Below are 14,197 nucleotides of genomic sequence, written 5' to 3'. Positions count from 1 at the left end.
TTCTCCAGATCAATGAATCCTTTAGCCATGAAATTATTTTATCTTTACAAAAGCATCATAGACTGCTCAAGCCTATATTACAAGTATTCCTAATAAATTTTTCCGAAATCGGCTTTGTATAACCCCAAATATAGTGATTAACATAAGTTTGTTTCAATGTGCGAGTAATATAAAGAAAATTAACTATGTTGAGTGATTACAACAGGCATCATTAAAAAGATAATTACAATAATTCCCCGATTTTCTTTCAGCTTTCTAAAACACATACGTTATTAAAACAAGTAATTATAAGAATTCTACATAGAATCCGCCATATTGTGACAATATTTCCTTATAACCATTATATTCTATCTTAAAGGCAACTCTAAAGAATAATAACACTAGTAGATTGACTAAATAATTACTTAGTAATAATATTCTCATCAGAATCCTGTTATCAGCAAAGTTATTAAATGAAGTTTGATATTAGATATTTGTATGAAGATTCTCATCACTGGTTCAAATGGATTCCTTGGCTCTAATCTAGTGTCTTATTTTATGAAAAAGAATAGATATGAGATATACTGCACATCTAGAAATCCGTTGAAAGTTCGAAACTCAAATACAATTTATGGTGACTTAAGAGAGATTTCTTTTGTAAAAAATCTTTTTGAACAAATAAAACCTGATGTTGTAATAAATACGGTTTCACTTGTCGATTTGGACCTGTGCGAAGAGAATCCAAGTTTAGCGTACGATTTAACCGTAAAAACTGGAAGAAATATTGCACAATGCGCTTCCGAGTATAATTCTCGCTTGGCCTATATTTCAACTGACCACCTTTTTGATGGAAATAAATCAATGTACACTGAAAAAGAGAAAACTAACCCTGTTAATCAATATGGTAAAATGAAATTTGAAGCTGAGAATGTTTCATGTAAATATAATGAGGACACCATTGTGATTAGAACTAACTTTTTTGGATGGAGCCACATAAATCATCCTGACACTTTTGGAGAGTGGGTATACAAATCATTGAAATCGAAAAAAGCTATTAATCTATTCACAGATTATTATTTCACTCCTATCGAGGTAACATACTTGGCGGAAGCAATTGAAAAGGCAATTGAAAAAGATATCACTGGAGTGTTGAACATTGTTGGTAGTCAGCGTTGTTCTAAATATGAATTTGGTATGAAGTTAGCAGATTTGGCTGGGATGGATAAATCTTTAATAAATCCATGTAGCTTGAATGATGGCATAATGACACTCAAAACAAAAAGGCAGCAAGACCTTTCAATGAGCTCTGAAAAATATAAGGCTTTATTTGGTCATTCTTTACCTGATTTAAATGAAAATATACTTAGATTTTTAGGAAATAAAGACAGATGATATATACATATATTTAAAATAATTCATTGATTATAGCATGGATTTTTTTTCTCCGGTTATCATATGAGAATTTATTAGTTCTTTCCTTAAGTAGGAGAATATCAGTTTTCACTGGATTTTTTAAAGCTTTCAAAGCCTCTTGAATAGATAAATCAAAGACAATCCCAGTATCACCAACAATCTCAGGTAGCGCACCTTTATTAGAGACAATAGGAGTTAGACCTTGATGCATTGCCTCTAAAACCGCCATCCCAAAGGATTCTGATCTTGATGGCTGAAAATAAAAATCAAATTCAGTCATTCGATTAAGAAGCTCAGCATGATCTAAAAAACCACAGAATAGAACATTACTATTTATTGACGTAACCTCTTTAGTATTCCCAAATATATAAAAAGTATGTTCTTTTAATCCAGTGGCTATTTTTTCAATAAAATCTATTCCTTTTATATAATAAAGTTTTTCAACTTCACACATATACGCAATTGTTACAATATTTGCCATTTACCCATCTCACAACTAGTTTTGAATGCAAAGATATACAGTATCAACGTCAAATCCATACTTTTTTGCTTGAATAGACATATACATACTTTGACAAATTATTTTATCAGCTTTTGAAGCCGAATATAAAGTTAAAAACTCTCTAAACTTACTGTTATTACCATAGCTAATCTCATCAATTCTATCCAATTCATAACCCAAAGGAACAATTATAAGTTTAAATTTTAATACGTTTTTTAAAATTGCAGGAATAATACTATTGAAATCCAAACCCCACACATAAACAAGAGAATATTTTTCCAATATTATCTTAAAAAATAGTATAACTAGCCTATATGTAGTATATAGATAAGATTTTCTCCCATTTCCTGTTTGAAACAAACTACATTTGTATATTTCTGACAGGATATCATAATCACAAGTCACAAATGGTGCCTTGTTGTATGCTATAACTAATGCTTTATCTGGTAATTTCATAATTGTAAGTTAGTGACTTCATAGTATTTTGATAGTGGTAAGTAATAAAATGGAGGATATCGTTTTAATAAATTGTTAGCAATTATATAAGGGAGAAACTAAACAAGTCATGATTAAATATGTAATGATATATAATAATATCTATTTGGACACAAAGTAATTGAGAAAATTTAGTATACATCCACTTTCATTCATTGAAACTTAATAATTAAGGATCCCTTTAACATCGTGTGGGTAAACTGAGTTTAGCCGCCATCAAGAATGTCATTGTATCCCTACACTTCTCAGTCTTTAATTCATATGGTCTCTTAAAAGCAGTCTTGATCTTGTTGTTCAAGCCTTCAACAACACCATTACTGACTCCTTGCTTAATCGATTCCAATATCCCATGAGAATTTCTTTTTATCATCTTAGCTAATGTGATAATTTCCTTGATGCTGCTATGTGTACCCCAATAATGCCATTTATCAAGATATTCTCTTGCTACTGCTACATTTTTTATTTCCCGCAGACGTTGAAGCCCAAGTTTAAATTTGTAAGCTTTCACTATTTTTACATCCAGATCTTTGATCGATCGTATCTTAGTTATTTCCCCATCCAAGAGATTTTCAGGATTTTTCAACCACATAAATCTCGTTTTACCAAGTTCTTTATTTGTTTGGTATTCCTTCCTTTGGACCTTATCAATTGCATCATTCATCATTTTGACAATATAGAACTTATCGTAAACTATCTTAGCATTTGGAAAATATTCTTTCGCTCCACCTTTAAAAGCAGGATACATATCCATAGATATGTATCCGCTCCACCTTTAAAAGCAGGATACATATCCATAGATATGTATCGAATATTCTCAGAATATATTTTTCTGGAAAGAACTTCTCTGAAGTTCTTGAAAACACTTCTTTTCTTCCCATTTTCAATATGAATTACTCTTGATTGATTTAGATCATAGAACAAAGTCATATAGCTGTGACCTTTTTTAACAGATATTTCGTCTACCCCGATCGTATCAAGTCTAGATATATCCATCTTTGCTATTGTTTCTTCAACATAATGAGCTAGAATAATCCATACAGAATTTTCATTCATATTGACCAATTCAGCAATGGAAGAAACACTCATTTCTTTAGACATAGCAACAATCAATGCTTCAAAAAATAACGTGAATCCTATTTTTTGTCTTGTCCTGAGAACTTCAACAAGTTTTACACCATCCCTTTCACACTTTGTTCGGGGAACTCTTGTATGAATTTATGTATCATAATGGAAAAAATCAAGGTATCTTCACATATTTTTTCTTTGGCATAATGGAGATCATACAGTTTGTTGCAAACAGGGCAATGGAACTTCGTTCCCTTGGTAAAATCTAAATAGATATCCATTCTTTTCTTAGAAACATTAAAATCAATGTCTTTCACATACCACGGACTAGAAAGTCCTAAGGCAAGCTGAATGAGTTCTTTATCTTTCACAACAAGTGAATTGGAGAATAGGAATATTAAATTACCCACTTAATCGTGAGGAAATCCAAAAAAACATAAAGAAAGAGATTTTCTTTTAAATAATACATCAGTGATAAGGTTATTTTAAAACAATTATTATAAATTAACAAATAAGGAATTGTTGCTAAATGACTATCGTTGAATGATTTTTTTAAATTCATGAGATATATTTTCGTCTAAAAGAAAAAGAGAAAATACATATAAAAACCCACCAAAAATGACAGGAATAGCTAAATGCCATATACTCACAATTGGAACTATCAGACGATAAATAATAACTAAAACTGACATAAAAGAAGATGCTTTCAATATATTTATAATGCTATCTTTTTCAAAATTTATATTAATAATAGATGAAAGGACTTTTAAACTTAACAAAGTACTCAATGACATGGTAATTAATGTTGAGACAGCTGCGCCTTCAATGCCTATAAAAGGGACTAATAATAAGTTGACTATGATATTTGCAGAAGTGCCAAGAATTGTTATTTTAAAAGACTTTTGTACATAATCTAATGCATTAAGATACATAATAAACATATTATTAAATATATTTATTAGTTCTGCAAATAATAGAACTATGAGTACAACATAATGATTATAAACTTCACCATAAATGAAATATAGGAGATGATCTCCCAAGATAATTGCACCTGATACGATTGGAATGGCAAGAATCAAAGAAAAAGTAAATGCTTTTGAAATTGAGTTTTCAATCGAAAAAATATTTCCGTGTTTACCCCAGTAGCTTATACGTGGCCATAATGCCAGTCTGATCGATGATGATGCAAATGAAATAATTCCCACAAATTGTAGTATAATATTGTATATTCCAACATCTGCATTGAGGAGATAATAACCAATTATCATCGTATCTGCATATGTAAAAACTTGTTTGCTTGCAGAACTTAGAAATGACCAAAAAGAAAATGATGAAAGACTTTGGATATGATTCTTATTAAATCTTACAAATTTTAAATCGAAATACTTTAACTCAATCAATGCAGAAATAATCATTCCAGCAATAAAACCACCTACAAGTCCTGCAACGCCGTAACCTAAAAATACTGCAATCACTTGAATAAATATTTTAGATATATTGTTCACAAACTGTGCAGTGGTATATACACCCATTTTTCCACGCCCACCCAAAGGAGCATGTATACTTACTTGAAACATTGAAAAAATAAGACCTAGAATCAACCATCTAAAAACACCGGTTTTACTTAAATCAACAAAATATCCTTGCAAAAGCAATAAAACTAGCAATACTACAGCTACAAAACCAGAGCGCATTACAAAAAATGCTGTAAAAAACTCATTTGGAGTTTCACCTTCACTGATACGTTTTTGAACAGCACCAGTAAATCCACTGTCACAGATAATGGAAACAACACCGAAATAGGCTAAAAAGAGATAATAACCACCAAGAACACCTGCATCTAGTATCCTTGTAAAATAAACAGTACTCAAAAAACCAATGCCTGTAAATGCAATGCTCCATACTAAAGAGATTAAACTCTGTCGCCTTACCGCCTCTACAGACATTATTCTATGCATTAAACTTTTTAAAATACTCATTGTGATCCCTATTTAGAAGAGAAAGTTGATGTCAATATGGTATAAATCGATTAGCCCACATCTCAAAAACAAGTAACGCATAGAGCTTATGATTATAAAGCAATTCTGAATTGTTGTGACGTTTGATAATATCCTTTAAGGCATCTGGTCTGAAATACCCCTCTTTCACAATAACAGAATCATCCAAAGCCTGTTCTGCCATTTCCATCAGCTCCCCTTTAAACCATGTATCAATAGGTATTCTGAAAGGACGCTTTTTTCTTTGTTGAGTTGCTTTTGGCAATATATCTGCACCGACTTTCTTGAGAATATATTTTTCAGTCATACCCTTCAATTTCAAATCATCCGGAATACTGTATGCAAATTCCACTACATTATGATCAATGATAGGAACTCTGGCTTCTATTGAACTGGACATTGTCAACTTATCAGTTTCAAGCAGTATATGATCCACCAGATAAGCACGGGTATCGGCATACATCATCTTAGACAAAAGGCTTTTCTGTTTATTACCGAAATTTGCAGTTGAATTATTGAAAAGTATATCAGTGGCTTTCTCAAAAGAGTCATGAGATATCCTGTTGTTCAATGAGTCAGTGTAAAGCTCATGCTTATCCTCCTCACTGAACACAGATTTAGAGAATAGGAACCCATGTTCTGTTATCTCATGAGAAGCACTTTTCATACCAACATAGAATTTACTTGGAAGATGAGGACTGATCGAGTTAATAACAGGTGACACAATACCTCTGCGGATGGGACCAGGCATTATTCTCTGATAATGTTCATTCAGCTTTCCAACCTTATAGCTGATATAACCCCCAAATATCTCATCCCCTCCTGCTCCATTGAGCACAACAGTCACATGCTTGCTGGCCATCTTCGAAAGAAGAAAAACAGCAAGAGCGGAAGGATCGGCTACTGGCTCGTCATTGTGCCATATAACATCTTTCAGATGATTCCTATATGCACCCTGTTCCACAATAATCTCATGATGATTTGTACTGAAGTGATCTGCTGCTTCCTGTGCATGACTTAATTCGCCGATCTCACCCTCTGAGCCGAAACCTACAGAAAATGTCTCAATCGGGTCATCGACCATTTTACTCATCATTCCGGTGATTATACCTGAATCTATACCCCCTGAAAGATATACACCCAGTGGTACTTCACTCATAAGACGTATCCTGACCGACTCTTCAAGCAGGTCTTTTAATTTATCAACATAATATCCTTCTGACATCATTTCATTAGAAGGAGCAGGAATATCCCAGTACTGTTCAATGAAAATCTTTCCATCGGAATATGTCAATACATGTCCTGGAAGTAGCTTAAATATCCCCTGGAACATGGTTTCATCAGCAAGATTGTGTCTGAAAGTTAGATAATCATGTAAAGCCGAAACATTTACAGAAGGAATTATTTCATCATATCGAAGCAATGCTTTTATTTCAGAAGCAAAAATAAGTTTGTTTTCTAAATAACTATAATATAGCGGTTTAATCCCCAGACGATCGCGTGCCAGAACTAATTTTTTATTATTCGAGTCCCACAATGCAAAAGAGAACATCCCTCTTAGATGATGAACCATTCTATTTCCATATTCCTCATAAAGATGTACAAGAACCTCTGTATCAGATGATGTATAGAACCTATGCCCTTTTGATTCAAGACAGGTTTTCAACTGGAGAAAGTTGTAGATCTCACCATTATAAACAACCCACACTGTCCCATCTTCATTATGAACTGGCTGATGGCCACCGGCAAGATCAATAATACTTAATCTTCTATGACCAAGACCAACACCTTTGTCGATGAACTTACCACTATCATCAGGGCCACGGTGATGAAGAACAGAACACATGTCATCCAGAAGTCTTTCATCCTCTAAACCGGCAAATCCACATATTCCGCACAATCTATGTTACACTCCATCAGACATTATGGTAATCAAATTCAGACTTAAATCTATTTGTATAATAGGGTCATATTATTTTAACAATAGCTATATTAATTATAGTACCAATTTATTAACAAAAAATCCATAAAATGTCTTTTATTACTATTCAAATTGTTTATTTATAGAGGGGAAAACATGGAAGATGAAAAAACAAAACAAAACAAGATAAAAAATGGTTTACCCTATTTACTTGGAATAATATTATCCTTAATGGTATCGTTTTATATAAGAACCGGGTCCAAAGCAACGGTAATTCTTTCAGATAATTTTGTAAGATTCGGAGGGAATGATCCATGGTACCACATGAGAGTTGTAACTGCGATATTGCACAATTATCCGCACACCTTATGGTTTGATGCATTTACGCTGTTTCCGACAGGTCAGAAAATGGTCTTTGCCCCATTATTTGATTGGGTACTTGCAAGTCTTATATACATACTAACGCTTGGCAATCCCACCACACATCAAATGGAAGTTATCGGAGCATATTTCCCGGCAATTCTTGGAACCCTTGTAGTTATCCCTACCTATTATGTAGGAAAATGGGTATTCAACAGGAATGTAGGACTGTTATCTGCATTTTTAGTAGCTATACTCCCAGGAGCATTCCTTCACCGCTCCTTGTTAGGTTTTACTGACCATCATGTAGCTGAAACTCTTATGAGCACAGTGACAGCAATGTTCCTGATAATGTCCTTAAAGGCTATGAGAGAACATCCGGTATATTTTAAAGATATAACCTCAAAGGACTTCAATAAACTGAAACCTTCCATAAAATATATTGTCCTTACGGGAATATCTATGGGATTATATATCCTTGCATGGAAAGGGGCACTTTTTTTCGCACTGATCATTGGAGTTTACATTACCATACAACATGTTATTGACCACATGCGAAATGAAAATCCAGAGTATCTTGCGATCATAGGTTCGCTTAGCTTTTTTATCGCATGGCTTTTTGTTTTGCCACTCCCTGATCTTGGAGGGACTTTACGCCAATACATGATAGGGTTGCCGGCAGGAATTATAGGATTCATAGTTTTTAGCCTTGTATCCGGCATAATGAATCAGCGTAAAATAGAGAAAAAGTACTACATTTTAGCTCCTATTGTACTGTTTGGAGTTGTGCTGGTAATCTCTAAGATGTTCATTCCCAGTGTATATGTCATCATAAGTACTGTGTTCAGTTATTTCATGCGCTCAGGAGGAGGACTTACAATTGCTGAAGCCTATCCTTTCTTTGTTGACAGAACCACAGGACTATTTTCATTATCCCCACTTTATGATAATTTTGGAATAGAGGGGTACATTACATTCCTCGCCATTCCTGTGCTACTATACCAGACATATCGTGAACATAAGCAAGAAGAGATATGGATGGTCGTCTGGACATTGATGATGGTCTGGGCACTGTATCAGCAGAATCGTTTTGCATATTATTTTACAGTCAATGCCGCTTTACTGTCTGCCTACCTTGCATTTAAAGTACTGGATGCCGTGGGCTGGAAAGAGTTATCCGAAAAATACAGAGAAGCAAAAGAAAAAGGCAAGGACTTTGACTTTAAGAATATCAAAGCAACCCATGCCATTTCCATACTAGTGGTATTCATTATCCTGATATATCCTGTCGGACCCCTGGAAACATCTTTATCCCAAAATACAGGAGTGGGAGGACCTGCACCTGCATGGATAGAATCTCTTACATGGATGCGCTATAACACACCGGACACAGGTGTTAACTTCACTGGGATCTATCCTGTTCCGGCAGATGGAGAAACATTCCAATACCCTTCAACCGCTTACGGGGTAATGTCCTGGTGGGACTACGGACACTGGATTACATACATAGGACACCGTATACCAAATGCCAATCCGTTCCAATCAGGAATAGGCGGTGGTGATGTACCGGGTGCAGCTTCATACTTCACATCGCAATCCGAAGAGGAGGCAAATTCAATTGCCGATGTTCTTGGAAGTCGATACATGGTCAGCAATGGAAGAATGGCTTATACCATATTCGGCGCAATGGCTGCATGGGATGGAGACCAGGATGGCTATTACTCACAAGTTAATTCAGACCAAGGACTTGTTACTGTGCCAAGCATGAAGTATTTGAACAGTATGGAAATGAGACTTCATCTGCTTGATGGAAATGGACTGATACATTATCGTATGGTACATGAATCTCAGGCATACAACCCAGGTAACGAACCTTATGTGAACCTTGAACAGCTCTATAAGAATGTCTATAATATGTGGACGGGAGAGAATATCCCTACTGATACTACAACAGGTTTTGTCAAAATCTTCGAATACGTGAAAGGTGCTACAATCACAGGAACAGCTCCGGCCAATGAAACTGTGACTATTACTAACACCATACAAACCAACCAGATGAGGACATTCACATACACACAAACCACAACTGCAGGATCAGACGGAACTTACTCATTCACAGTCCCTTATTCAACAACAGGACCAGTTGAAGGAGGAACACAGTTTGACACCATGCCAACCGGATCATATGTGATAAGTTATGGAAACACTACACAGCAGGTTAGTGTCAGTGAAACAGACGTTATGAATGGGAACACATTAGAAATTTAATCTATTCCCATTCTCATCTCTTTTTTTACTTTTTTGTTTCATTCCCGACACTTACAAATAATATCATGCAGAAGCTAGCCATAAGGTGATATATTGGACAATATAATCAAGGGAAAAGCATGGATATTCGGTAGCGATATCGATACAGATGTAATAATTCCCGGAAAATACCTGCGCACAAAAGACATGCAGGTCTTTGCAGATCATGCCATGGAAGGAATCGCTCCTGAGTTTTCAAAGAAAGTGCAGAAAGGCGATATCATTGTTGCCGCTGACAACTTTGGTTGCGGATCATCCAGGGAACAGGCTGCACTTGCACTCAAATATGCTGGCATAGGCTGCGTAGTTGCCAGATCATTTGGAAGGATCTTTTTCAGGAATGCGATTAATGTAGGACTTCCACTAATGGAGGTTGATGTTGAGTGCAATGAAGGCGACGAAGTTGAGATCGATCTGCTTCAGGGAACTGTGCAGGTCAATGGAAAAGTATTCCAAGGTAACAAGCTTCCTGACTTCCTGCTTGAGATACTTACTGATGGTGGCCTTGTGGCACACAGAAAAGCACAGAAAGCCAAACATTAAGGTATCAAATGATATTTCCGGATGAATACAAATACGTTGGGCACAGCAAAGAAATACCTGACGGCGAAGACAGGCGGATCTACTTTCTCACCAAGTACCTGATAGTAGAAAACTGTGAAAACGGAAACTATTCTCTCTTTGAGGTGGAACATCAGGGAGAAGGACTTCTCAGGGATGCCACCAGTCTTAAGGAACTTGCTTCAGGTGAGGAGATTGTCCACTATGAAAAGGAGCTAAATATCAAAGACAGAGCGCTTCTCATAGACACAGCGACTGAAATATGTAAAGGTAAAGTCAACACTGTAATATTCACAGGCATAGACAAACACCTGACATTCGTGCACAAGCCAGACCCTTCAGAGATAATTGAAATTGAGATAGTGGATGTTTTTCCTCCTGAGCCTTCATGGCTTGCAAGTGTTGTCCGCAGGATAGAGCAGAGTGGAGTATGGGGAGATTTATCCATCAGATTCTCAGAGAACCTTACTGATCTGAGACAATTTGAAGGAGAGAATACAGTTTTCCCATGTTCATCGTCCGGACTTAAGGGCAAATGTCTGGATTGTGACGTTATTGAAGAAGATGGAGCTCTGCTTGTAGGTTGTGAGATATCAAAGAGTCTTTTTGAGTCAAGATTCCCGGGAATAGAGTATTCATTTATTAATATATGTCCCTTCAAATCAGACATATTCAAGCCCAGCAAAGTATTCATTACAAGATGCTGCCGTGCTGAGAATTCCGGAATTGTTACGATTGCCGGCATAAGAGGAGCAGTTGTACATTGGGGAGCATCGGAATTCGATGTGACCATGGCAATCAGGAATCTTGTTCAAGAGCTAAGGCTTTCAGCTAAGAAGGACAATTTATAATTACAGACATTATAAGATGATCAGGGAATTGACATGAAACTTGCAGTTATAGAAGGTGACGGAGTTGGGAAAGAAGTAATTCCGGCAGCCATTGAAGTTTTTGACGCATTCGGACTTGACGTGGAAAAAGTTCCTCTTGAACTCGGGTATGGCAGGTGGGAACGCACAGGTGCCGCCATTACAGATGAGGATATAGATACACTGAAGAAATGTGATTGTGTCCTTTTTGGTGCAGTGACAACACCCCCTGACCCCAATTACAAAAGCGTTCTCCTGACAATTCGCAAAGAACTTGATATGTATGCAAATGTCCGGCCAATACGCCCTCTCCCTTCAGTAAAGGGAATTTATGACAGGACCGATTTCAATTACATAATAGTGAGAGAAAATACAGAAGGACTATATTCCGGAATCGAAGAGATCGGTGAAGATGTTTCCACCACAAAAAGAGTGATCACAAGAAAAGGGTCAAAGAGAATTGCAGATTATGCAAGCAAACTTGCCGGGAGCAGGACCAACAAACTGACAATTGTCCACAAGTCCAATGTTATGAAATCTGACAAATTGTTCCTTGATGTTTGTCGCCAGTCTGCAACGGATGCAGAAGTTAACCATAGTGATGAATTGGTGGATTCCTTCGCATATAACCTGATAAGAAATCCCTGGAACTATGATGTGATCGTTACCACAAATCTGTTCGGAGATATTCTCAGTGATATGTCAGGTGCACTTGTAGGCGGACTTGGCCTGCTTCCAAGTGCCAATATCGGTGAGAAATATGCATTCTTTGAGCCGGTTCATGGAAGCGCACCGGACATTGCAGGAAGAAACATTGCTAACCCTCTTGCTGCAGTCCTCAGTCTCAAAATGCTTCTTGAATGGCACGGAGATATGGCAGAAGCAGCAATTCTGGAAGAAGCAATTGATACATCCCTTAATCTAGGGGTTTGCACTCCCGATCTTGGTGGAAAGAGCAGTACATCTGAAGTTGGCGAGTTCTTAGCAAATCACATCAAAACAAGAGTAAAATAGGACTCTGACATTGTTTGTCATTTGTCTTATTTTCCATGCTTTTTTATATCCTGTTTCAGGAAATACCCAGTAGTGATGACACTGCCGCCATGGTAACCACAGCACTTGCACCGGATATCCATACCATGATCACAAAATCAATTGTAGCACTGAACATATGACCGCCATCTACAATACGGATTAGGATAGCGGACATCAATGAATGACCGATCATGATTGCCAGAACCATGTTTGAAAGAGTGGTTAGGCTTCCAATATTAGTATAGAGAACCATCCCCATCGACATACCTGCAGGCATTTCCACAGCTGAGAACATATCCTGCATCAGTCCGACTACACCAAGGGAAATATACATTGTAAAACCGATACCACCTGTCAGACCATATAATACACCCACAAGACTTCCGGCAGACTGCGACCTTTTCTTTCGGAGAGTTACTATCCTGTGGAAATTTGTAGCAATAATGTCGCCTATGACCTCTGGCTGACCACCCAGATTGGTAGATTGAACGAACATCCCGGAAAAACGCTGGATAAGATTGCTTCCGGTATTTGAAGCAAAATATTCCCAGGAATTGAACTTGTTGATCCTGGTCACAAGCATTTTGTAAAGATTGTTCACATCGGTTGTCAGCGGTCCGAAATCGTGTGCTCTCAGAGCTTTCAGAGCCTCATCAATGACACCACCTCTGGCACCTGCAGAACTTCCCAGGGAACGGATAAAAGCAGGGAAATTTTCGTCTTTTCTCCTGATGCTTTTCTCAATGTTTCTTGAAACATGACCTGTGTAAACCAGCGGAGTTAGTACCATGGCAACTGCAATACTTGTCTGAATTTTACCGTAGAGTACCACAGCAATTAGAACTACAATGCATCCTGCAATTGATACTGGTATTGAACGATATAGTTTCAGTTTGTTCTCAGTCATATTGGAAGACTGACTCCACGCAGGGTCTTTGGGTATCTTGCTCTTTGTGAACATTACCATTACAAGATCAGTGACAAGGAAAATGACTACCACTATACCCATGAGTAGTTCCGCATTCATACCAGTTATCACAGGCATAATTACAGCAAATGAAGCCATGAAGATCAGTGACATTACAAGGGAAACAAAAAGTTCCTTGATAATCTCAACAACATAGAGTGCACCGTTGTACATAGCCTCATACTCGTTCATTACAACGTTCTGTTCTGCGAAAAGGAAAGTCTTTACATCTTCTCCAGACTGGAGAGCATGTGCAAACCTATCCAGAAAATCCTCAAATATAATAGAAGGAGTCCTTTTGGAAATGAAACGACATGCATCTGCCAGACTTAAGTGCCACACGGTCACAAGATCATATATTTTCTTTGTTTCCTCTGCAAGCTCCTGATAATCCTCATTTTCTGAGACAATACGTACAATATCTATCCTGGGAGTTTCTGCTGTTGCAATAGAACCCATCTGAGTAATATAATAGTGCATATTGTTGTCAATTCTGGAAGCTTTGGCAGACAGGATCGAAAGAGGATAAGAGAAAGCAAATACTATACAAATAATAGGTATCAAGTAAGGGATATACTTAGCAGTTCCCACAAACATCGTTGGAAGTAATGCAAGAAGAAGGATTGAGAATAAAAATCCAAAAGCTACGATAGGTAAAGCAAATTTCTTGAGATAGACCTTGGGCTCCATGCCAAGATTCTTGAATGCTTTCTCATAGCTCAC

Annotated in this window: 10 protein-coding genes and 1 pseudogene; 5 read left to right on the top strand and 6 right to left on the bottom strand. The window is 36.8% G+C overall.

Annotated features, from left to right (window positions below):
* Positions 1 to 477: 477 nt before the first annotated feature.
* Positions 478 to 1,371 (top strand): SDR family oxidoreductase, encoded by an 894-nt coding sequence (locus BLP52_RS04605; protein WP_091709073.1) that lies wholly within the window; start codon positions 478 to 480, stop codon positions 1,369 to 1,371.
* Between the two features lie 13 nt (positions 1,372 to 1,384).
* On the opposite strand, the gene BLP52_RS04600 is transcribed toward BLP52_RS04605, so the two are convergent.
* From BLP52_RS04600 to asnB, 5 genes and pseudogenes are all read right to left on the bottom strand, one after another.
* A complete protein-coding gene (locus BLP52_RS04600; RefSeq protein ID WP_091709071.1) occupies positions 1,385 to 1,873 on the bottom strand; it encodes a glycosyltransferase family 4 protein in 489 nt (162 codons plus the stop codon).
* A gap of 15 nt (positions 1,874 to 1,888) precedes the next feature.
* Positions 1,889 to 2,350, bottom strand: a complete 462-nt coding sequence (locus BLP52_RS04595; RefSeq protein WP_091709069.1) for a hypothetical protein — start codon at positions 2,348 to 2,350, stop codon at positions 1,889 to 1,891.
* 220 nt (positions 2,351 to 2,570) lie between these two features.
* Positions 2,571 to 3,825, bottom strand: a pseudogene (locus tag BLP52_RS04590) (ISL3 family transposase).
* Positions 3,826 to 3,987: 162 nt separating this feature from the next.
* Positions 3,988 to 5,436 carry an oligosaccharide flippase family protein gene (locus BLP52_RS04585; protein WP_091709067.1) on the bottom strand — a complete coding sequence of 483 codons (1,449 nt, stop codon included), beginning with the start codon at positions 5,434 to 5,436 and terminating at the stop codon, positions 3,988 to 3,990.
* Between the two features lie 31 nt (positions 5,437 to 5,467).
* Positions 5,468 to 7,354 (bottom strand): asparagine synthase (glutamine-hydrolyzing), encoded by a 1,887-nt coding sequence (gene asnB, locus BLP52_RS04580; RefSeq protein WP_091709065.1) that lies wholly within the window; start codon positions 7,352 to 7,354, stop codon positions 5,468 to 5,470.
* Between the two features lie 177 nt (positions 7,355 to 7,531).
* Here asnB and BLP52_RS04575 point away from each other — a divergent pair, with 177 nt between their 5' ends.
* From BLP52_RS04575 to BLP52_RS04560, 4 genes are all read left to right on the top strand, one after another.
* Entirely contained in the window at positions 7,532 to 10,003 is a 2,472-nt protein-coding gene (locus tag BLP52_RS04575) for an oligosaccharyl transferase, archaeosortase A system-associated (RefSeq protein ID WP_091709064.1), read from the top strand.
* A 90-nt stretch (positions 10,004 to 10,093) separates the two neighbouring features.
* A complete protein-coding gene (locus tag BLP52_RS04570; protein WP_202905729.1) occupies positions 10,094 to 10,585 on the top strand; it encodes a LeuD/DmdB family oxidoreductase small subunit in 492 nt (163 codons plus the stop codon).
* 8 nt (positions 10,586 to 10,593) lie between these two features.
* Positions 10,594 to 11,454 carry a DUF7714 family protein gene (locus BLP52_RS04565; RefSeq protein WP_091709060.1) on the top strand — a complete coding sequence of 287 codons (861 nt, stop codon included), beginning with the start codon at positions 10,594 to 10,596 and terminating at the stop codon, positions 11,452 to 11,454.
* 33 nt (positions 11,455 to 11,487) lie between these two features.
* Complete coding sequence (locus BLP52_RS04560) at positions 11,488 to 12,486, top strand: isocitrate/isopropylmalate family dehydrogenase (RefSeq protein ID WP_091709058.1); 999 nt, start codon at positions 11,488 to 11,490, stop codon at positions 12,484 to 12,486.
* Between the two features lie 55 nt (positions 12,487 to 12,541).
* Here the strand turns inward: BLP52_RS04560 and flaJ are convergent, their stop codons facing one another.
* Positions 12,542 to 14,197, bottom strand: coding sequence for an archaellar assembly protein FlaJ (gene flaJ, locus BLP52_RS04555; protein WP_091709056.1), 1,656 nt, complete (start codon positions 14,195 to 14,197; stop codon positions 12,542 to 12,544).

The sequence above is a fragment of the Methanolobus vulcani genome (assembly GCF_900100715.1).
Taxonomy (GTDB): Archaea; Halobacteriota; Methanosarcinia; order Methanosarcinales; family Methanosarcinaceae; genus Methanolobus; species Methanolobus vulcani.
This window is presented reverse-complemented; position numbering and strand designations above follow the sequence as displayed.